This window comes from Algibacter sp. L3A6 (assembly GCF_009796825.1).
In the GTDB taxonomy this organism is placed as follows: Bacteria; Bacteroidota; Bacteroidia; order Flavobacteriales; family Flavobacteriaceae; genus Algibacter.
Window position 1 is genome coordinate 1,682,347 of the sequence record NZ_CP047030.1, and the last position, 22,343, is coordinate 1,704,689.

A 22,343-nucleotide genomic window follows, 5' to 3' on the forward strand; every position below is an offset into this window, starting at 1 on the left:
TCCCGAATGAAATACATTCGTGACATATTAAATTCCCGTTTTAAACGCAGCGGGAATTTTTTTATGGAAATAAACCAAATCCTTGGTTTTAAACCTAAGGATATAAAATATTTTAGAAAGGCTTTTACCCACCGTTCTATGAACATAAAGGATAGCGAAGGCAATGCTATTAATTATGAACGATTAGAATTTCTGGGGGACGCTATGCTAAGTGCTGTTATAGCATCTCATTTATATCTTGAAGTTCCAAGTGGAGATGAAGGATATTTAACTAAAATGCGCTCTAAAATTGTAAGTAGAGAGCATTTAAATGAATTGGGTAAAGATTTAGGTTTAATTACTTTAGTTGAAAGTAAAATACCAAAAGGCCAATTTGGAGATAATATTCATGGAAACTTATTTGAAGCTTTAGTAGGCGCTATTTTTTTGGATAGAGGTTATAAGTATTGTGAAAAGTTTATCTACACTCGAGTTATTCTTCCTTATGTAGATATTGCAACCTTAGAAGGAAAAGTAATAAGCTATAAAAGTTTACTGATAGAGTGGTGCCAAAAAGAAAAGAAAACTTTTGGGTATAATGTTTATGAAGATACAGGAAATGACGATGTTAGGCATTTTTCGGTAAAGCTATCTATAGACGATAAAGTTGTTGCTAAAGCACGAGGTACTTCAAAGAAAAAAGCAGAAGAGAAAGCTTCTAAACGTGCTTTTTTTGTGTTTCAGAGTAAAATTTCAAAATCAGTTTAGCAAAACTTCAGCTTAACTGAAAAAAACAATTAACTATAACGTTTTAGTATCGATTCTTATTAAGATTCGTTAAAACATGTATTTAGTAATTGTTATAAATACTATATTTACAAATAATAATAGGAAGTTATGGCTGTTCATAAACTGATACTTGATGATGTTTTTGACGATGTGACGTACACATTAGTAGCAATGCATTGTACACTTGAGGACTACAGATTGGCCTTTCTTCTTAATAAACATTTAAAGATCAAGCTTGCTAGGAGATCTAAAGATTTAGATTTTAACAAGGGAAAATCTAACTATTCTATATTTGAATGGGAAGATGAAAAGCAACTAACTACTTGGAGTTTAGTTTCTAATACTTGTAAAACAGAGAGTTTACAAGAAATTAGTTTTGGGTCTTTATTTGAAAATCAAGAAAAAATAACGAAAACAACTCATTTAATACCAGAATATAAGCGTGTTAACTACTTTTTAAAAATAGAAAACGAGTTCAGTTCGAGTAAGGAAAAATATATTTTAGATACTATATTAGAAATTCCTCAAATTGCAACAGCTTATAGTATTGATACATTTCAATTAAAATCAAAAGACAATTTAATTTTTAGCTAATGGCAACAAGAAAAAAAACCAAAATAGTAGCAACTCTAGGACCAGCTACAAGCACAAAAGAAGTATTAAAAGGCATGCTTGAGGAAGGTGTTAATGTATTTAGAATTAACTTTTCTCATGCCGATTACAAAGATGTGGCCGAGCGTATCACCATGATTCGTGAGTTAAACGAAGAGTTTGGTTTTACTGCTGCTATTTTAGCAGATTTACAAGGTCCAAAACTTCGTGTAGGAGTTATGGAAGAAGATGTTGTTGTAAATCCGGGTGATGAAATTATTTTTGCTACAGGCGAACGTTTTGTTGGAAATAAGGAACGTGTTTACATGACTTATGATAGATTTCCACAAGATGCAAAACCAGGAGAACGTATTCTTTTAGATGATGGAAAATTACTTTTCACAGTAGTTTCTACAAATGGAAAAAACGAGGTTTTAGCCAAAGTTGTTCAAGGTGGACCATTAAAATCTAAAAAAGGTGTAAACCTTCCTAATACAAATATATCTCAGCCTGCACTTACAGAAAAAGATATCGAAGATGCAATTTTTGCTATTGGGCAAGATGTAGATTGGATGGCATTATCTTTTGTGCGTCATGCTGAAGATTTAATGCAGTTACGTGATTTAATTGCTAAACACGGAACGCATAAAATTCCAATTATTGCTAAAATAGAAAAGCCAGAGGCTGTAGAGAATATCGATAAAATTGTTACACATTGTGATGGTATTATGGTAGCTCGTGGTGATCTAGGTGTTGAAGTTCCTGCTGAAGAAGTTCCGTTAATCCAAAAACAATTGGTTTTACGTGCTAAAAAAGCTAGAATTCCAGTAATTATTGCGACGCAAATGATGGAAACTATGATTGATAGTTTAACACCAACAAGAGCTGAAGTAAATGATGTTGCCAATTCTGTTATGGATGGTGCTGATGCTGTAATGCTTTCTGGTGAAACTTCAGTTGGTAAATATCCTGTAGAAGTAATTAGACAGATGAGTAACATTTTAAAGAATGTTGAAGATTCTGATTTAATTCAAGTACCGCAATTACCTCCACATATTAGAACGAACAGATATATTACTAAGTCAATTTGTTATCATGCTGCACTTATGGCAAACGAAATTGATGCAAGTGCTATTTCTACGTTAACAAATAGTGGATATACAGCGTTTCAAATTTCGGCTTGGAGACCATCATGTCATATTTTAGTATTTACATCAAATAAGCGGATATTAACGCGTTTAAGTTTACTTTGGGGTGTTCGTGCTTTTTATTACGATAAGTTTGTTAGCACTGATGAAACTATCGAAGATGTTAATGCTATAGCTTGTAAACAAGGTTACTTAGAAGTTGGAGATATGTTAGTGAGTTTAGCTGCTATGCCAATTCAAGATAAAGGAATGGTTAATACGTTAAGAGTTTCAGAAATTACAACTTGTAGTCTTTAAAAACTTAAGTTTTATATATTAAAAACGGCCAATAGATTTAAATCTATTGGCCGTTTTTGCTTGTAAATATGTGGTTTGTTTATTAGAACGTTCCAATAAAGTGGCTTCCTTCTACATTAACTAATTCAGCACCTTTTGTTACAACACCAGTTTCGGTATCTACAACATATATGTTTCCATTTTGTCCAACAGGAGCTTGAGTTAAGTATATTTCTGTTCCATCCACTACAAAACCTTGGTATTGGAATAAGTAGAAATCTTCGTGATATGGAATGTCTTCAATTTTTTGAGCTGTTTTAGCATTTAAATCAACAAGAGCAAAAAAACCTTGGGCTCCAGCAACACCTTCGGCAGAACCATCATGATGATAAGCTACCACTGCTTTTCCGTTAGAGGCCGGTCTCCATGCTAGAATATAAGCACCTTCAACACCTAAAGCTTCATCTAAATTAAAATCATAAGAATCGTCATAAGTATTATCTGCATTAATTTTTAAAATATGAGAACCTTCTGGGTCACTTTGGTTAGCTTGATAAACACTTCCGTCATAAAGAAAAGCATTAATACTACGGTATCCGTTAGTATTTCCGTGTCCTACAGTTGATGTAATTACAGTTGGATTTAAAAGTGATGGATAATCTAATACAATCGTTTTAGATCCTAAAATTTCATAATCACTATCGCCTTCAGTAGTGGCAGGGTCAACTTTACTTAAACGTGCACCAATATATAATTTATCGCCAGCAGCATTTAAAGTTGGCATATCAATTCTAGAAATATAGTAACCTAGAGCTTCTTCTTCAGCTGTTAAAGGCACATCGTGCTCTTGGAAGTTGTTTATTAGCGAGTTTTCTAAATCTAAAGTTACTACACCAATAGTAGCATTAGTTCTTGTGTAATTTCCATCAGCATCAGCTTCATGTTCCGTAGAAACATAAACAGCAGAACCTGTTTGGTCTCCATCGAATAATTTAATCCACCTTGGAGCTGTTCCTACGTAAGGTGCAATACTGATTTCTGTTCCTGTTTGTGTAAAGGTTTGTCCGCCTTCTACAAGATATTTGGTATAGTTACCACCAGTATCACCAGCGTAGCTAATATTGAAAATAGTACTACCATCTTCAGATGATTGTAAACGAGCCGTTCTGTTTGATGGTGCAATAAATCCGTTTTCAAAAGCTTCAATAGATACTGTTGGGTCTTTAGCATCTTCACTACTAACAGAGTAAATTAGAGTACCGCCATTACCATCGCCAGGTTCTTCACCCATTCTAGCGGCTGCGACGGTTATCCATCTACTTCCTTCTTCAATTTCTTCATCTATAACTTCTTTTGGAGAATCGTCATCACTACAGCTAAAGGCTAGTAATAAAACACTAAATAGCAAGGCTAAGGTTTTAAGGTTTAAAATTTGTTTTTTCATGTTTTTAGAGTTAATTAAAATTTATTGATTGTATAATTCAGTTTAAGATAAAAAGCACGTCCTGGTTTTTGTACCGAAAGGTTGTCGTAAACGGGTTCGTCGAAAATGTTTTTAATATCGAAGCTCATCGCTAATCTTCTATTAGGAAATGAGTAGGTAAGGCCTAAATCATGAACTAATTGTTCGGGTACTTTAAAGAAATCGTCACCAACGGTATTAGAACCTTGAGACACTAAGTATGAAAACTCGTCTGTGAAATACACGGAGTAGAAAAGGTTTAATAAAGATTTTTTCTGAATAAGTTCTTTGAATGAATATCTTAAACTACCATTCATTGTGAAAAATGGCGTGTTCGGAATGTCGAATTCTGTTCCGTTGGTAGTTTCGCTTGTTAAATCGAAACGAGATACATTAAAATTAAAACCTAAGTTTTTATTGTACGTGTAGTTAAGCTGTGCATCTATACCTTTAGATTTTGCATTACCCTGATTAACATATAGAATTAATTCATCATCTACGTTTAAAGATGTTTCTATAGGTAATCCAATTCTATCTTTTATATCTCTTATAAAAGCATTGGTCGAAATGGTAAAAGCATGTTTTTTTATTTTGAATCTACCAAATCTAAAACCCAAGTTGAAATTGTTGCTAACCTCTGGGTTTAAGCTTGGGTTTGCAATAACATTATCTCCATCATTACCAAAAACTTCGGTTTCGTTAGGTAATCTTATCGCTTTTTCTGCCGATGTTAATAAGCTAACTGTAGGTGTAATGGCATAAGAGGCGGCAAAACCAAAACCTTCGTATTTGTTGTTGGCTTTTACCGTTTCATCAACTACGGTATCATTTCCTTCACTATCTGTTGCAATGGCAGGATCGATACTCAAAGTTTTTTGGCTATAGTGTTTACCAAATATGCTCGTTTTTAATTGGTTGTTAATAGCAGATAACTCGTAGGTTAAAGCAAAAATATTTTTATATAAATCTCTAGTACCCATGAAGGTGTTTTCTAAAACCGTCCTTAAGGCATCGCTATCTTCTCTTTCAATACCGGAGTATGCATGGTTGAATAGTACTTTATGATGCTCGTTTATGGTATAAGATAAACCGGTTCTCACAGCAGCGACGTTTCTTTCTATTTTAGCAAGAGTTGGTCCGCCTTCTTGTTGAGAGCCCCAAGTATATTCGTATTCGTCTCCTCTAAAATCTACGGCTCTTTCGCCATTCCAACTGTATGCAGCAGCGACGGTATCATTTACAGTTCGGTTTCGTTTACCGTACAAAGCATTTATATTGACATCAAAACCTTCTGTAAAAAGGTCTCCCTTTTTGTAAATTAAATTACCTAGCAAAGCATTGGACTCTAAAAAACGATCTTTGTATGGTGTAATAGTCATAAAAGCGCCGTGTTGAACTTCTTTATAGTCATCTGAACTTGTAACTCCAACAAAAAATTGATCGGCCCATTTTACGTTTGTAAAACCAATTTGTGCCATGCCACCTGTAGACCTGTAGGCATCATTAAATCGTCTTGCAGTAATTGGGGTTTGTGCACCACCTAAACCAGTAACAACCACGCTTCGCCCTGAAACTTTATAATCATTATCAGAATAATTATGAAACACCGACGCCTTAACCGTAAAACCAGATTTTTCGAATCTATATAAGCCGTTTACGTTGGTTTGAAATGTATTAAACGATCCGTAAGAAGCTGAAGCATTTAAGTAATTTTTAGTTGAATTATGAAGTACTATATTAATGGCACCACCCAAAGCATCGTCTGCTAAATGCCCAGGGACAACACCTTTGTAAACCTCTATGTTTTTTATCATTGAGGCCGGAATACTGTTTAAACTATAAGAAGAACCATACATAGTGATTGGAACACCATCAATAAAAATTCTAACAGAACTACCCGATAAGCCGTTTAAACTATATTCTACATTGGAACCTAAACCACCATTCTGACGAATTTTTACACCAGCAGTAGTGTTTAGTAAATCGTTTGTTTGAATATTTCTAATACTAGCTTCCTTTGTTTTAATAACATTTACAGCAAAGCCTTTATCTTCAATCTGTCTTTTAAGGGTTTTACCTGCAATTTGTATTTCTTTTAAATCTTGATGTGAGGCAAAAGTTAATGTAACATCAACGTTTTTTTCTGGAGTATTTATGGTAATATCAATAGTTTTAACTTTAGCATCTAATGAATGAAACTGAAGTGTATAATTTCCGTAAGGAATATTTTCAAAGTAAAAATCACCATTAATATCAGAGTTTGCTTCCTTTTGAAAACTAGAACCCTTTAAAATAATATAGGCTCCTGAAACAGGTTCGTTGCTGTCAAATTTAACTGTACCATATAGATCTCCCTCTTGACTGAAAGCAAAAAGGCTAAAGAAAAACAATAAGAAAGTTGAAAATGTTTTTACTGATGGCATGAGTAATTTTTTTACAAAATTACTCTTATTTGTATTCAGTCCAAATAAACATAGTGGATTTGATGATAATTTAATGCAAAGGTGGATTTACTTTTTATTTGCAAGAAATTTTAAACTCTCATTAAGAATATTCAAATTTTTTATGTCTATTTTTAATTATTCTAAATAGTGATATGTCCTAGATTTATACAATTAGATGAGTAAATAAGCAAAAAAATGGTTAGAAGTTGTTAAATAAAGTTAAGTTTTGGTGATTTTTAATAAATATCTTAAACTTTTAAAATCCAAATTTTAGCTGTGCGCTAACACTTTTTGGTTCTGGTGCTTTTTTAGTATCTGTATTTAAATTGGAAAGAGAAATGCCTAGTAATCTCACCGAATTACTCATTTTTTCTTGATAAAGTAAATCTTTTGCCGTTTCTAGAATAATGTTTTTATCACTTATAAAATAGGGAAGTGTTTTGCTTCGTGTTTGTAAACTAAAATCGCTGTACTTTATTTTTAAAGTTACTGTTTTGCCTGCAACTTTACTTTTCAATAAGCGTTTGGTAACTTCTTCAGAAATCTGTTCTAATTTCTCCATCATAAAAACTTCCGAAGATAAATTTTCACTAAAAGTACGTTCGGCGGCTAAGCTTTTCCTAATCCTGTTTGGCTTCACTTCACTAGTATGTATACCGCGAACCACGTTGTAATAATAGCTACCCGATTTTCCAAAGTGCTCCTCTAGAAATTCTATAGATTTCTGTTTTAAATCCATGCCTGTAAAAATGCCTTTTTGATACATTTTTTCGGCAGTAACCTTACCAACACCATAAAATTTTCTAATATCTAGCGTTTCTAAAAACGGAATAACCTCTTCTGGATTTACTGTTTTTTGTCCGTTAGGTTTATTGTAATCGCTGGCAATTTTGGCGATAAATTTATTAATGGAAATTCCTGCGGAAGCTGTTAAACCTACTTCATTAAAAATACGTGTTCTAATTTCTTCGGCAATCATGGAGGCGCTCGGGTTACCTTTTTTATTTTGGGTAACATCAAGGTAAGCTTCATCTAAAGAAAGCGGTTCTACCAAATCTGTATAGTCTAGAAATATTTTTCTAATCTTTTTAGATATAGAGATATAGCGTTCAAAATCGGTTTTTACAAAAATTAATTCCGGACAAAGCTTAATCGCTAAGTTTCCAGACATGGCACTTTTTACACCAAATTTTCTGGCTTCGTAACTGGCAGCACTAATTACGCCACGCCTGCCGCTTCCGCCAACAGCAATGGCTTTACCAATTAATTCAGGATTATCCAATTGCGCAACAGACGCATAAAAGGCGTCCATATCCACATGAATAATTTTTCTTATTGGTAAATCGGTTAACATAGCGTAAATTTATCAATTCATATTTAAGGGCAATTCCTAAACTCAATATTTTTAAAATATTTTCGCTTTCGCGGAATTTTCTATGATAGAAATAGAACGTAAATTTTTAGTAAAATCTGAAGCTTTTAAAGATGAAGCTTTTAAGCAAACCCGAATTAGTCAAGGGTTTTTAAATACCGATAAAGCACGTACGGTTAGAGTTAGGCTAAAAGGGGAGCAAGGCTTTATTACTATTAAAGGCGCAAGTTCTGAGAGTGGGTTATCTCGTTTTGAATGGGAAAAAGAAATCCCTAAGCAAGAAGCCGAAGCTTTATTAGAATTATGTGAGCCTTCTATTATTGATAAAACTCGTTATGAAATAAAATTAGGACAGCATATTTATGAAGTCGATGAGTTTTATGGCGATAATTTTGGGTTAATTGTTGCCGAAATCGAACTAAATACCGAAACTGAAACGTATATAAAACCCGATTGGTTGGGTAATGAAGTTACAGGAGATGTGAAATATTACAATTCGCAGTTAAGTAAAAAACCTTTTAAATCTTGGATTAAATAACTAAATATTTATTTGTTATGAAAAAATTAATACTACCATTTTTATGCATTTTATTGTTAGTATCGTGTAAAAATGAGACAAAGCAAGGAGCTTCTAACAATGAGGAATCAGGAAAAACTACAGATACTATTATAGTTGAAGTGCCAGTAGAGCCTGTTAAAAAAACATTGAAAGAAATAAAAGACGAGTTAACCGCTAAGGGTTTTAAAACTTATGTGCATGTTAATGAAGCAACAAAAGACACTGTGTTAATGCAGCAATATTTTATGGCCTTTTTAAAAAAGAGCGCTATTAAAATGCAAAACGAAGAAGAGAGTGAGCGTTTACAAAAATTACATCTAGAGCATTTATCAAAAATGTACGAGTTAGGTTATGCAGATATTTCGGGACCTTTTGGTGACGATGGAGATATTAGTGGTATAACCATATATAATGTGCCAACTTTAAAAATGGCCGATAGTTTAGCTAAAGCCGACCCAATGGTTGAGGCCGAACGTTTAGAAATAGAAATACATCCATGGTGGGTAGCAAAAGGCGTTGGTTTAAGATAATACTTAAGGTTTTAAGTACGGGCATATTTATAGTAAACCTAATATGTGTTCTTGCTTTATTAGTACTTCATTTTTTGGTAAAAGATGCATCGTTTAAATTTGCCTATTGGTTTTATCTATTCCCTTTACCCATTATAATTACTATCGTTTTAGTGTTTTCTGTTTTCCTTGGAAAGCGTAGAAAATACAATCTTATTCTTGCTGGTGTTTTATTATTGGTATGGTTTTTTAGAAGTTTTAGCATAAGTTTTACAGAAGAAGTAAAAGATACCGATGTTGAAGTTGTATTTTGGAATGCCTCTAGAGACGATGGGTTTGAATCCGCTTTTAAAGAGAACGAATCCATCCCGGATATAATGGTTTTAAGTGAGCCGAAAAAACGTAGTTTCGATAAAATTAAAGCAAAATATCCTCAATATTATTTCTATAAATCGAACGGCGAAATTGAGATTTTTTCAAAAACACCGCTTCATATCGAAGAGGAGCAACGTTCTAAATATAGCTCTACAATAGTGAAGTTTAATTCTGCTGGTATTCAGTTTTATGCTGTAGATATGCAAGGTAGTTTTGATGTACCTAAAGCTTGGGAGTTTAAATTTGCGAACAATATTATTCAAAATACAAGTAACACCATTGTATTAGGGGATTTTAATGCGCCTTACGAGTCTGTGTTTTTAGATCGTTTAGAGCAAAATTATAATCACTTCTTTTCAAAAAAAGGTAATGGTTTTAGAGAAACTTGGCCTTGGAATTTCCCGTTGTTGTCTATAGATCATATTTGGGTGTCTAAAGATTTAACTATGGTAAATTCGGAAAAAATAGCCACAAGAGATTCCGATCATAGTATGATTAAAACTGTGATTAGAAAATAAGTTGTTTAAAATTAAAACTCAAAGATTTCCTTTAGCAGATTCTACTGTTTTCTTAGAGTTTCCAATAAAAATAGCATCACCATTTATTATTACAGGTCTACTTAAAAACGTATAATGCTCTAAAATGTACTGCTTGTAATCGCGCTCTGTTAAGTCTTGGTTTTTTAAATCCATTTCTTTGTAAAGTTTAGCGCGTTTGCTAAAAAGGGCTTCGTAACTACCCGAAAGAGCTTGCATTTCTTCTATTTGAGCTACAGTTATAGGTTCTGTTTTAATATCTTGAAGTATATAATCGGCAGGAATATTAAGCTCTTTTAAAATTCTAATACAAGTGCTACACGTTTTTAAATAATATACTTTTTTCATGACTTTTTGTTTGAAGCAAAATAACGTTAATTTTCAGTTTTAAACCAATTCATTTTAGAATTTATTAGAGAATATGCTTTAATTGTTTAGACTGTTTTTGGTTTTAGAAGTATATTTATGCAAAAATTAAAAACATGCAATTTACATTCGACGTTTTAGCTAATATTCGTGCCATGGCACAAAAACATATTGAAAATAATACTTTAGAGGATTTAAATAAAATTCCAGAAGGATTCAATAATAATATTATTTGGAATATAGCTCATATGGTGGTTACTTCACAAGTTTTGGCTTATAAGCTTTCTGGCTTACCAATGGTTGTTAGTGACGAGATGATTGGTAAATACAAAAAAGATAGTAAACCAGAAGGTGATGTTACTCAAACTGAAGTTGATGAAATTAATGATTTATTAATTTCTACTATGAAGCAATTAGAAGCAGATTATAAAGCAGGTGTTTTTAAAAATTATACTGAATATACTGTGTCTACCACAGGAAATACACTAAGAAGTATTGATGATGTATTACCGTTCGATTTAGTTCACGAAGGGATGCATTATGGTTATATTCTTGCCTTATCGCGCGCTGTTAAAGGCTAAGTAACTCTCAATTTCATTAAAAGGAATTTCGAATTCTATAATACCCGTTGAATATGGGGCAATTTCGTATGCGTTATAAAGTAGAACAATGCCTTCTTCGTTATAACCTATATTTTCGGGTAATTTAAAAGTATTTAATTCTGGTTCAAAAATGTCTTTGTCTTTTGTAGCTTCTTTAAAATAGGGTAACGCGATTTCTTTAAAAGCTTCAGTATCGTTTATTAGGTTTTTATTCGGAATTGTTTTTCCGGTAGTTGCATTAAAGTTTAAGAAAGAAACTTTAAGCATGCCATGTGCACCACCTGTATTCATATACGATGTTAGTGCTAAGCTGATGATTTCTGGAGAAGTAAACATAATTTCGCCATCAATTTGAGCTTCCCAAGGTTGAGAGATTTCAGGGAAATCGGTTTGGAAGGTTTCAAACTCCTTGTTAAAGTTATTAATACCTTCTTCTATAGATTTAGCATTAATAGCATTGGGTTCTCCAAGGTGTAAATTAGTTATCACTTCTTTTTCTATTTCAGAATTAATAACGTTAGAAACTGTTTTGTTACCAACGGCTTTAGGTATGTTAACTTCAACAACATTATTGTTTTCTGTAGTGATATTTATATCTTCAAAAGTGGTGTTTACATCATCTTTACAACTGAAAAATAGAGTGAAACAACAAATTGTAAGTAGCGTGTTTATTTTAAGCATGGATTGTATTATTTAGCAACATTAAAGATAATTATTGCATTTGAATAGACCATATTAAAAGCTATTAATATTTAGAAAATCATAATAGAAAATGTTTTGTAATATGAGTGAAAGTTTGAAATGAAAAAAGCCTATATTTTTCGAAATATAGGCCTTTTTAATATTTTATAAAATTGAGTTTTATTAATCTAAGTAATAAATATAACCAACGTTAAACCACATAAGCCAATCGTTGTTTTTATTATAATCTAATTGGTGATTAAGTCCATCAACCCAATCACTAAAGTAAAATTGGCCTCTAAAATCGATCATTAAATCCGAAACGCGATCTAATTTGTAACGCATACCAACACTCATTACAGTAGAAAAAGTACTGCCTGGTGTTGCATCTACAGATCCGGGATCCCAAAGTGAGTAAAAATTACTGGCATCGGTTACGTCTCCAATTGCTGTTGGATCTGGATTAGCATAAGTTGTGGTTACGCTAGGAGTAAAGGCTGTATAATGAATTCCTAAACTAACAAACGGCGCTACTCTTGGGCTAAAAGATTGAAAATCGCGAATACTTAGTGGGTAAAATTCAATTTGCGTACCAATATCAAAATTTTCAGCAACACCTTCGTGGCCTCTAAGTCTGTTTGCATCGTCTGAGTTTTTGTTAGCATCAACCCATCTGCCAACATGTTCTAGATTACTTTTGTTGTATGATATTTCGTTTCGTAATTTAAAATGATCATTAAAATAAGACTCTGTAGTGTAGCAATTACAGTCGGCGCGGTATGCAAAATTTAAATAGTGCACAATACCGATTCCAAAACCTGAATTTTCAAAATTTGTACTAGAGTTATCTCTTTGGCCGTAATCTGCTCTAAATTGAACAGGACCCGCTATAACGCCGATTTCATGTGAAAATCCCAATTGGGAAAATGCTGTTTGATAGGTGGCAAACAAGCAAATAAAACAAGCTAAACGCTTTAAGTTAAGCATAATTAAGATACTGTTTTTGAGGCATTAATAAAAGCAAATATAGAAAATCTGATGGAACTAGCAAATGTTTGTAGCATGTGGACTCGTGTTATTGAATATTCTATTGCGAATTTTTAAAAAATTAAGCTATATTTTTAAAGATAACGTATATTTGCACTCTATAATTGTATATTATATAATTTTTAATACATTTTATAATAAATGAAAAATAACATTAAAGCGTTTTTAGACCTGGTAAAAGAACGAAATGGTGATGAGCCTGAGTTTTTACAAGCAGTAGAAGAAGTTGCGGAAACTGTAATTCCGTACATTGTTAAACACGATATATACTACGGTAAGAATATTTTATTAAGGATGGTTGAGCCTGAGCGTGTTATCACGTTTAGAGTGTGCTGGGTAGATGATGATGGTGAGATTCAAGTAAACCGAGGATATAGAATTCAGATGAATTCTGCTATCGGACCTTATAAAGGCGGATTGCGTTTTCATCCAACGGTAAATATGAGTATTTTAAAGTTTTTAGCTTTCGAGCAAGTCTTTAAAAATAGTTTAACCACATTACCAATGGGTGGTGGAAAAGGTGGAAGTGATTTTGATCCAAAAGGAAAAAGTGATAATGAAATTATGCGTTTCTGTCATGCTTTTATGGGTGAATTGTTTAGACATATTGGCCCAAATACCGATGTTCCTGCAGGAGATATTGGTGTTGGATCAAGAGAAATTGGCTTTTTATTCGGGATGTACAAAAAACTTAGAAATGAGTTTACTGGTGTATTAACTGGAAAAGGAATGTCTTGGGGTGGATCTTTAATTAGACCGGAGGCAACAGGATATGGCAATGTATATTTTGCACAAAAAATGCTTGAAACTAAAAATGATAGTTTTGATGGTAAAGCCGTTGTAATATCAGGTTCTGGTAATGTAGCACAATATGCAGCAGAAAAAGTTTTACAATTAGGTGGAAAAGTACTTACGCTTTCTGATTCTTCTGGATATATTTATGATGAAGAAGGTATCGATGAAGATAAGTTAGCCTTCGTTATGGATTTGAAAAACATTAAACGTGGTAGAATTAGTGAATATTTAGAAAGCTACCCGAATGCAACTTTTGTAAAAGGAAGAACACCTTGGGATGTTAAATGTGATATAGCATTACCATGTGCAACACAGAATGAATTAAATGAAGATGACGCAAAAGCTCTAGTTAAAAATGGTTGTATTTGTGTTAGTGAAGGTGCTAATATGCCATCGACTAAAGAAGCTATAACTGTATTTCATGAAGCAAAAATATTATTTGCACCAGGGAAAGCATCTAATGCTGGAGGTGTAGCAACTTCAGGTTTAGAGATGACGCAAAACTCATTGCGTTTTAAATGGACCAGAGAAGAAGTGGATACTAAACTAAAGGATATTATGTCTGATATTCATAAATCTTGTTTAGAGTTTGGCGAAGATGAAGATGGCTATGTAGATTACGTTCGTGGCGCAAACATTGCTGGCTTTGTAAAAGTGGCTGATGCTATGTTGGCACAAGGTGTAGTTTAAAATATAAAAGCATAATTTTTAATATATAGCCTTCTGTTTTGCAGAAGGCTTTTTTATTTATTAATATGAAAGAATCATGGCTATAATATATTTTTTTGAAGCTTAATTCGTTAGTTATAAATATATTTGAATCGAAATGAGTTCTAAATTGTTTTTTACAGATCAATTTTAAAGTAAATATGGGTTTTAAGTAAGTTGCTTAGCCCTTTATGATACAGGTTAATGATGTTTAAGAAAGTTATAGTTTTTTTAATTTATATGTTGCCTCTTGTGCAGTTTGCACAAGATTTCTCCAATCTCTGGGAGGGTTACTTTTCATACAATCAGGTAAACGAGGTTGTCACCGGAAGAAACAAAATCTATGCAGCTTCAGAAAATGCTATCTTTAGTTTTGACAGTCAAACCAAAACTTTAGAAGAAATTACCACAATACAAGGTTTGTCTGGTGAAACCATTTCAACTATATACTATAGTGAAGCTTACGAGCTATTGGTTGTTGGTTATGAAAATGGATTAATTGAAATTGTTTTCGACGAAGACGATGATATTTTAACAGTGGTAGATATTGTGAATAAATCTACAATTCTAGATGGTGATAAAAAAATTAATCATATTAACGCTAATGAAAATAATGTATATCTATCTACGGGTTATGGTATATCTGTATTCGATTTAGAGCGATTGGAGTTTGGTGATACTTATTTTATTGGTGATGGAGGGATTCAAATAGAAGTAAGTCAAACAACTATTTTTGGCGATTATATTTATGCGGCATGTCTTGATGGTGGCGGATTAAAAAAAGCACCTATTACAAGTCCTAATTTAATCGATTATAAAAACTGGGAGCAAGTAAGTAATGAAGATTTTTTGTCTGTGCAAACAAACGAAAATAAATTATATGCTATAAATACAGGTAAAAGATTATACGAGATTAATAACGATGTATTAACCAGTTTATTGGTGTTTGCTGATACACCGCTTAAAACAACTAGTTTAAATGAGAAGCTAATAATAACCACAAACAATAATGTTTTTGTTTACGATATAGATTTTAATTTATTAGCACAAGCTGCAGATAACGCAGATTTTAATACAAACTTTAACTCAGCAACTATAGATGCTGATAATATCTATATTGGTACAGATAACTTTGGTGTGTTATCGACTTCAATTTTAAATCCTTTAAATTATGAAGAAATTCACCCAGACGGACCTTTATTGAATACCCCATTTTCAATTCAAGCTGATGTAAATGGTGTTTGGGTTACGTATGGTGGGTATTCTTTGGCTTACGTTCCGCGTTCAGCTAGTAATGCGGGAGTTAGTCGTTTAAGTAATGATACTTGGTTTAATGTTAAAACTAGCGATGCTTTTGGAGCCAATTATTTAAATGTTATTTCTGTAAATCCATTAAATAATAAACAAGCTTTCGTTAGTTCTTTTTTTCAAGGTTTGTTAGAGTTTGATGATAATGTCCCTGCTGTTTTATATAATCAAACCAATAGTGGGCTAGAATCGCTTAAGTTAGCATCTAGCCCAAATTATACTAGTATTAGGGTTAGTGGCTCTCAATTTGATAATAGTGGATTGTTGTGGACTATTACTAGTTTGGTAGAGCGACCTTTAAAGTCGTTTAATCCATCAAGTAATCAATGGACTTCTTATAGTTTTGAGTCTTTAATTGATGATGTAATTAATGATAATTTAGGTTTTGGTGATGTTGTTATAGGTAATGATAACACAAAATGGATCGCGAGCTATTCTAAAGGTCTAATTGGTTTTAATGAGAATAATGGAAGTCCATTATTAAAGAATATAGATGAAGTCGATGGTAACTTACCTATTAATTCGGTAAGAGCTTTGGCGGCAGATGATAGAAATCAATTATGGATTGGTACAGATAAAGGTTTAAGAGTTTTGTACAACACATCTAGCTTTTTTACAGATGAAAGCGCTACTACAGAAGAGGTTATAATTCTTGAAGATGGTATAGCTCGAGAACTTCTCTCGGAACAATACATTACAGACATAAAGGTAGATGGTGCAAATAATAAATGGATTGGCACCGTTGATGCTGGTGTGTTTTATCTGTCATCCGATGGTCAAGAAACTATTTATCACTTTACAACAGATAATTCGCCATTACCTTCAAATGCTATAAATGAAATATCTATAGAAGAAACAAATAGTATTATTTATTTAGCAACAGATAGAGGTTTAGTATCTTTTAAATCTGGAGGTTCGGGCTCGTCAGAAGATTTAGAAACTGTTTATGCTTATCCAAATCCGGTACGTCCAAATTTTGATATCGTCGAAAAAAAGGTGAAAATTAAAAATATTTCCGATAACGTAAATATTAAAATCACCGATATTGAAGGAAACTTGGTAGCCGAGGCACAATCGAGAATTAACCTAAGATATAATAATTACAACCTTGAAATAGATGGAGGAACTGTGTTTTGGAATGGAAAAAACATGGCGAATAATATTGTGTCCTCCGGAGTGTATTTAATTATGATTTCCGATTTAGATACCTTCGAAACTAAGGTTGTAAAATTAATGGTGGTTAGGTAATGTTAGTTAAAACCAATGCCATTGTGCTCTCTAAACTAAAATATAGAGACAACGATTTAATAGTTAAATGCTACACGGAAGAGTTGGGTGTAGTTAGTTTTTTACTTCGCGGTGTTTTAAAAAGCAAAAAAGGAGGTGCTAAAATTGCATATTTTCAATTATTATCTCAGTTACATATTACAGTAAATTATAAAGATAGTCGTTCGTTACAAAGCTTAAGTGAGGTGCGATTAAATCATTTGTATAGTAGTTTGCATACCAATGTTTTAAAAAGTGCTATCGTTATGTTTTTATCCGAGGTTTTAAGCAGTGCTTTGCGCGAAGAGGAGCAAAACGAAACGCTTTTTAGATATTTAGAAACAACACTGTTATGGTTAGATGAGCAAAGTGACTATGCTAATTTTCATTTATTGTTTCTACTCAATCTCACAAAGTATCTCGGTTTTTATCCTGATAGTTTGGATAGAGAATTAGATCATTTTAATTTAATTGAAGGTAAATTTCAAGTAAGACAAGATATTCGAAATACCATTGCAGGTGAAGATTTAAATCTCCTTAAAAAACTATTAGAAACAACCTTTAACGACTTGCAAAATGTGAAAATTAACGGAAGGCAAAGGCAATCGTTTTTAAATATGATTTTGCTATATTTTGAACTACATTTGGGAAGTTTTAAAACACCAAAATCCTTAAAAATTTTTAATCAAGTTTTTAGTTAAGCATGAAGTCTTTTTACATCATATTTTTCATTCTATTTACCTGTGTAAGCTTTGCTCAAAACGTAAAAGTGCTCAACAAAACTACGCAAGAACCTATTTTTGGTGTCGCTATATATAATGTTGATAAATCTAAATCTGAGATTACAAATTTTAGAGGCGAAGCTTCTTTAAGTGAGTTCGATGAAGGTGAAGTTATTTATTTTAAACACTTATCACATGTTTTAAAACAAACTACTAAGCTTATCATGGGTTCTAGAAACAAAATATATCTAGAATCTAACACCGAAGGCCTTCAGGAAATTGTAATATCAGCTTCAAAATTTCAGCAAAACAAAAGAGATATTCCTCAAAAAATAGTAAGTCTAAACAGTAAAAATATACAGTTTACTAATCCGCAAACAAGTGCCGATTTATTAGAAACTACAGGCCAAGTTTACGTACAAAAAAGTCAAATGGGAGGTGGTAGTCCAATGATACGTGGGTTTTCAACCAATAGATTACTTATCACGGTAGATGGCGTGCGCATGAATAATGCCATTTTTAGAGGAGGAAACCTTCAAAATGTAATAGCTATCGACCCATTTTCAATTCAAAATACCGAGGTAACACTTGGTGCAGGTTCGGTAATTTATGGTAGTGATGCCGTTGGTGGTGTTATGAGTTTCTATACGCAAAAACCGCAATTGTCTTATACAGATTCGCTTTTAGTAAAATCGAATGTTGTAGCGAGATATGCCTCTGCAAGTAACGAAAAAACAGGGCATTTCGATTTGAATTTAGGTTACAAAAATTGGGGTTTTGTTACTAGTGCGAGTTTTACCGATTTTGGAGATTTAAAAATGGGAAAAAATGGACCTGATGATTATTTAAGACCCGAATATGTTGTAGTCACTGCAGAAGGAGATATTGTTCAAGAAAACAACGATCCTTTGGTTCAAAAATATTCTGGTTACAATCAGCTTAATTTAATGCAAAAAGTGAGGTATGAGCCTTTAGAAAATTTAAGTTTCGATTTAGGTTTGTTTTACACCACATCATCCAATATTCCAAGATACGATCGTTTAATCAGGTATCGTAGTGGTACGCTGCGTTCTGCAGAATGGAATTATGGTCCACAAAACTGGTTTATGTCTAATTTACAGGTTACTAAATTAAGCAGTAATTCGAATTTGTATGATAAAATTAAAGCAACCGTAGCTTATCAGAATTTTGAAGAAAGCAGAATGGATCGTGATTTTCAATCGTCTATCAGGAGTATTCGAGAAGAGGCTGTAGATGCTTACTCCTTTAATTTAGATTTAGAAAAAACTTTAGATTCCAAAACACAATTTTTTTATGGTTTTGAGTACGTTTATAATAAAGTAACTTCTGATGGAGAGGATGAGAATCTCGAGACTAATACATTAGAACCAACTGTTTCGCGTTACCCAAATGGTGCTACTTGGCAATCTGCTGCTGTGTATTCAAGTATAAAATATAAGCCGAATACTAAATTTGTATTTCAGTCAGGTTTACGTTTTAACCATGTGGTTTCTGAGGCCGATTTTACCGAGAATAATGTCTATTTAAATTTACCTTTTACGGCTTCTAATAACGAAGCAGGTGCACTTACCGGAACGGCTGGAGTGAGTTGGACTCCAAACAAGATCATGCAATGGAAATTAAATGCATCGTCTGCTTTTAGAGCTCCAAATATTGATGATATTGGTAAGGTTTTCGATTCTGAACCAGGATCTGTTGTAGTGCCTAATGATAATTTAAAGCCTGAATATGCTTATGGTGGTGAAGTGGGACTGAAGTTGAATTTTAACGAAAGCCTTATTTTAGATTTAAACACGTATTACACGTATCTGGATAACGCATTAGTGCGTCGCGATTATAGTTTAAATGGTGAAACTGAAATTATGTACGATGGTGAGTTAAGTAACGTACAAGCTATTCAAAATGCATCTAAAGCTTGGATTTACGGGTTTGAAGTTGGGTTGAAGTATAAACTATCTAAACAACTTGAGCTTACCTCGCAATACAACATTATAGGTGGTACAGAAGAAGATGAAGGCATTGAAGTTCCAATTAGGCATGTTGCACCATATTTTGGAAACACACACATTACATGGACTAAAAACAAGTTGAAAGTTGATGCTTTTGCAAATTATAATAACGAATTATCTTTTAATCAATTAGCGCCTTCGGAAATTGAAAAAGATTATATCTATGCTTTAGATGCTGATGGCAATCCGTATTCGCCAGCGTGGTATACGCTTAATTTAAGAACGCAATACCAATGGCGCAAATCAACATCAATTTCCGCAAGTGTAGAAAACATAACCAACCGGCGTTACAAAACCTATTCATCTGGAATTGCAGCCGCTGGAATAAATGTTATTTTGGCGTTAAAGTATAGCTTGTAATTTCGGTGTAAGCCTAATTATCTTTTTATCGCTTTTTTTGTGATTATTACTCCTGTAGATAATTCCGCTTTAGCGAGATAAATACCTGTTTTTATATTTGGAAAATTAAATGTTTCCGAACTATTTTCACCTTTAAATTGATATACTTTTCTGCCAAACAAGTCGTAAATAGCAATCGATTTTAAAGTAGCACTCGTTCCTGTTTTAAAGGTAACACGGTCGCTATCACGTTGAATAATTTGAAAAGCACTTTCGTTATTAATAATATCATCAACTGTTAGTGTGTTTTCTTCTTTGAACACTACTTCAAAACGATCTGTAAATGCTCCTGTTTCCGAAGTAAAGTTGTAATCGCCATCTGATAGGTTATGGGTAATGTTTAGTAAATTATCTTTTAAATAAACCGTGTTATTGTTTAGAAAATCACCTTGTAGTTGGGCTACGGATAAATTAAAGATTGTTGGAACTTCTACGTTTGTATTAAATCCAAGATTAATTATTTCATTTTGGTTAATACTAGTGTTGCTCTTACCTTGTATAGCATACATGGCTTCATCATTATTTATTAGCGTATAGAGTGCCGCTGCAAAATTGCCAGACACAATTTTTGGGGCATCATAATACATCCCATCGTTACCGTCTGTTGCTCCGTCAACATAACTTATAAGTACTTGGTTGAAGATTCCGTTACCAGAAGTTAAATTAATCCACAATTTATTATCTTGAGTATTATTTAAATTTTTAGAAGCGGAGCCTTTAAAAAATTGATTATTACTTGTAATATCTGCCATTCGCATGGAGTTAGTAAAGGTTGCTGTACCAGTAGTTAAGGCAGGCGTAAAGAATCCTTGTGCAGAAGCAACATAACCAGTAGGTATTTCTGTCGATACACCACCAGCCGTTCCACCACTTCCTATGGTGAAAACAGCATAATCATTTAAATCAAAATTAAGAACTTCGTTCCCTGGGTTTGTTGCACTTGGAGGTGTTGCTTGAGACCAGAAATAAGCAGCTCCACTTATTAGGCTAGAATTAGCTGCCTGAAATGCGGTGAAATCTATAGAAGAAGGATATGGGTTTCCGATAAAATTCCAGTTTACACCAGTGTTGGCTGGGTTTACGGCTATCCCAACAGTAATGTCTCCAGTGTTAAAATGACCTTCAAAAGTTGCGCTATCGGTAGCGCCTGAAGGGTGTAGTCTTGCCGCCGTAATAGCATAGCCAACTCCAGGAACCATGGTGTCACTTGAAAGGGCAGGTTGCCAATCGTTGGCATTGTCATCTACATCATCACCATTTGTATCTACAAATTCAGATGCATCAAAATAGAAACGGCGGTCTCCATCAACATCAGGAAATACATTACCTATGGTTTCGTTAACTACGGGAGAGCTCCAATATGTATAGAAATACCATGCGTTTTTTACAGGTGTAACTTTATTAAGTACGGCTGTTGCTGGAGGGTTTAGAGTAAAAGTTCCGGCATCATCATTTTGAACAAAATTCCCTCCGGTTTCAACTCTAATTTCACCGTCGTTAACGAGTACGTCATTTTCTACTTCAATATAAGTACCGTTGTCTATTGTTAGGATAGCGCCAGCATTTACTGTTAAGCTACAAGCGCTAAAGCTACCTGCTGAGGTATTGTAGTTAGATGTAATTATAACTTCAGTGGTTAGGTCTGGTGCGGAACTCCAGCTACTTCCATTCCATGTTGCAGTTGTGGGACATGGTGAAAAAACACCCCAAATTTCAATATTATCAATTGCTAAGTCTTCATCACCTGAGTCAAGATTAAAAATAATTTCAAGATCTAGGAGGTCTCCGGTTCCTAAAATGTTTTGTGTAAATTGAGTAAAGGTATTTGTGATTTCTGTTCCATCCCCAGTTCCGTCAAAGTTAGTGTCTATAAAGGCTGGTGTGTTAAATGTACTTCCATCATTTTCTAGCCATAATAAATTAGAAAAAGTTCCTGTGTTATTTATGTCATAATTAAAATGGACATAATCAGGCCGATCCCAATCTTCGTTAGAATCAGAAGAATCATTTTCAGCCAAGTGAACTCTAAATTCTAAACTAGAATAATTGGTAATGTTGATGTCATTGATGAATAAACGAACGGGAAGGGAGGCTCCTTCACCATCAAGATCTTCCGCGCCAAAATAATAACTTCCTTGGGCATTTAAGAGATTGAAAGAAGTGGAAATATTTGTTCCATCCGTCCTGATGAAATAATCGGCCGAAAAATCAGTGAATTCTGGAATATTTGTAATGTAACCGCCAGGAGATTCGAATGTAACTTCTGCAATTTTACTTTGCCCAAACCCAAAATCAAAGGCTAAAAGCATTAATATTAAAAGGAATAATTTTTTCAAAATTCTTAGGGATTAAAAAGTTCTCTACATTACGTTTCAGGTA

Annotated in this window: 18 protein-coding genes; 11 read left to right on the forward strand and 7 right to left on the reverse strand. The window is 33.3% G+C overall.

Translation table 11 applies throughout. The features are described 5' to 3' along the window. The first annotated feature begins 6 nt into the window (after nt 1-6). The 3 genes from rnc to pyk all read left to right on the forward strand — a co-directional run bounded on the left by rnc (nt 7) and on the right by pyk (nt 2,804). A complete protein-coding gene (rnc, locus tag GQR98_RS06980) occupies nt 7-747 on the forward strand; it encodes a ribonuclease III (protein ID WP_159018886.1) in 741 nt (246 codons plus the stop codon). Nucleotides 748-876: 129 nt separating this feature from the next. Continuing rightward, nucleotides 877-1,362, forward strand: coding sequence for an IPExxxVDY family protein (locus tag GQR98_RS06985; protein ID WP_159018887.1), 486 nt, complete (start codon nt 877-879; stop codon nt 1,360-1,362). Beyond that, nucleotides 1,362-2,804, forward strand: a complete 1,443-nt coding sequence (gene pyk, locus GQR98_RS06990; RefSeq protein ID WP_159018888.1) for a pyruvate kinase — start codon at nt 1,362-1,364, stop codon at nt 2,802-2,804. The genes GQR98_RS06985 and pyk overlap by 1 nt, the downstream gene beginning before the upstream one ends. An 82-nt stretch (nt 2,805-2,886) precedes the next feature. Here pyk and GQR98_RS06995 read toward each other — a convergent pair whose 3' ends face one another. From GQR98_RS06995 to dinB, 3 genes are all read right to left on the reverse strand, one after another. Continuing rightward, the gene (locus GQR98_RS06995) at nt 2,887-4,227 is read right to left on the reverse strand and encodes a hypothetical protein (protein ID WP_159018889.1); all 1,341 of its coding nucleotides are present in this window, start codon (nt 4,225-4,227) and stop codon (nt 2,887-2,889) included. Nucleotides 4,228-4,241: 14 nt separating this feature from the next. Then, nucleotides 4,242-6,668 carry a TonB-dependent receptor domain-containing protein gene (locus GQR98_RS07000; RefSeq protein WP_159018890.1) on the reverse strand — a complete coding sequence of 809 codons (2,427 nt, stop codon included), beginning with the start codon at nt 6,666-6,668 and terminating at the stop codon, nt 4,242-4,244. A gap of 277 nt (nt 6,669-6,945) precedes the next feature. Further along, a complete protein-coding gene (gene dinB, locus GQR98_RS07005; protein WP_159018891.1) occupies nt 6,946-8,043 on the reverse strand; it encodes a DNA polymerase IV in 1,098 nt (365 codons plus the stop codon). Nucleotides 8,044-8,125: 82 nt separating this feature from the next. On the opposite strand from dinB, the gene GQR98_RS07010 reads away from it, so the two are divergent. The 3 genes from GQR98_RS07010 (at nt 8,126) to GQR98_RS07020 (ending at nt 10,022) form a co-directional block, all read left to right on the forward strand. Further along, the gene (locus tag GQR98_RS07010) at nt 8,126-8,599 is read left to right on the forward strand and encodes a CYTH domain-containing protein (protein ID WP_159018892.1); all 474 of its coding nucleotides are present in this window, start codon (nt 8,126-8,128) and stop codon (nt 8,597-8,599) included. Nucleotides 8,600-8,616: 17 nt separating this feature from the next. After that, the gene (locus GQR98_RS07015) at nt 8,617-9,150 is read left to right on the forward strand and encodes a YciI family protein (protein WP_159018893.1); all 534 of its coding nucleotides are present in this window, start codon (nt 8,617-8,619) and stop codon (nt 9,148-9,150) included. 74 nt (nt 9,151-9,224) lie between these two features. Further along, on the forward strand, nt 9,225-10,022 hold the full coding sequence (locus GQR98_RS07020; RefSeq protein ID WP_159018894.1) for an endonuclease/exonuclease/phosphatase family protein: 798 nt from the start codon (nt 9,225-9,227) through the stop codon (nt 10,020-10,022). An 18-nt stretch (nt 10,023-10,040) separates the two neighbouring features. Here GQR98_RS07020 and GQR98_RS07025 read toward each other — a convergent pair whose 3' ends face one another. Further along, nucleotides 10,041-10,388 (reverse strand): arsenate reductase family protein, encoded by a 348-nt coding sequence (locus GQR98_RS07025; RefSeq protein WP_042504029.1) that lies wholly within the window; start codon nt 10,386-10,388, stop codon nt 10,041-10,043. 134 nt (nt 10,389-10,522) lie between these two features. Here GQR98_RS07025 and GQR98_RS07030 point away from each other — a divergent pair, with 134 nt between their 5' ends. Next, nucleotides 10,523-10,987, forward strand: a complete 465-nt coding sequence (locus tag GQR98_RS07030) for a DinB family protein (RefSeq protein WP_159018895.1) — start codon at nt 10,523-10,525, stop codon at nt 10,985-10,987. On the opposite strand, the gene GQR98_RS07035 is transcribed toward GQR98_RS07030, so the two are convergent. Next, complete coding sequence (locus tag GQR98_RS07035; protein WP_159018896.1) at nt 10,964-11,689, reverse strand: DUF3298 and DUF4163 domain-containing protein; 726 nt, start codon at nt 11,687-11,689, stop codon at nt 10,964-10,966. The two genes, GQR98_RS07030 and GQR98_RS07035, sit on opposite strands and share 24 nt — an antisense overlap. A gap of 183 nt (nt 11,690-11,872) precedes the next feature. Continuing rightward, nucleotides 11,873-12,676, reverse strand: a complete 804-nt coding sequence (locus GQR98_RS07040; RefSeq protein WP_159018897.1) for a THC0290_0291 family protein — start codon at nt 12,674-12,676, stop codon at nt 11,873-11,875. A gap of 201 nt (nt 12,677-12,877) precedes the next feature. Here GQR98_RS07040 and gdhA point away from each other — a divergent pair, with 201 nt between their 5' ends. The 4 genes from gdhA to GQR98_RS07060 all read left to right on the forward strand — a co-directional run bounded on the left by gdhA (nt 12,878) and on the right by GQR98_RS07060 (nt 19,925). Further along, nucleotides 12,878-14,221, forward strand: coding sequence for an NADP-specific glutamate dehydrogenase (gene gdhA / locus GQR98_RS07045; protein WP_159018898.1), 1,344 nt, complete (start codon nt 12,878-12,880; stop codon nt 14,219-14,221). A 222-nt stretch (nt 14,222-14,443) separates the two neighbouring features. After that, complete coding sequence (locus GQR98_RS07050; protein ID WP_233268091.1) at nt 14,444-16,795, forward strand: two-component regulator propeller domain-containing protein; 2,352 nt, start codon at nt 14,444-14,446, stop codon at nt 16,793-16,795. Next, a complete protein-coding gene (gene recO, locus GQR98_RS07055) occupies nt 16,795-17,514 on the forward strand; it encodes a DNA repair protein RecO (protein WP_159018899.1) in 720 nt (239 codons plus the stop codon). The genes GQR98_RS07050 and recO overlap by 1 nt, the downstream gene beginning before the upstream one ends. A 2-nt stretch (nt 17,515-17,516) precedes the next feature. Then, nucleotides 17,517-19,925 carry a TonB-dependent receptor plug domain-containing protein gene (locus GQR98_RS07060; protein ID WP_159018900.1) on the forward strand — a complete coding sequence of 803 codons (2,409 nt, stop codon included), beginning with the start codon at nt 17,517-17,519 and terminating at the stop codon, nt 19,923-19,925. A gap of 17 nt (nt 19,926-19,942) precedes the next feature. Here GQR98_RS07060 and GQR98_RS07065 read toward each other — a convergent pair whose 3' ends face one another. Then, entirely contained in the window at nt 19,943-22,300 is a 2,358-nt protein-coding gene (locus tag GQR98_RS07065) for a T9SS type A sorting domain-containing protein (RefSeq protein WP_159018901.1), read from the reverse strand. Nucleotides 22,301-22,343 lie beyond the last annotated feature (43 nt).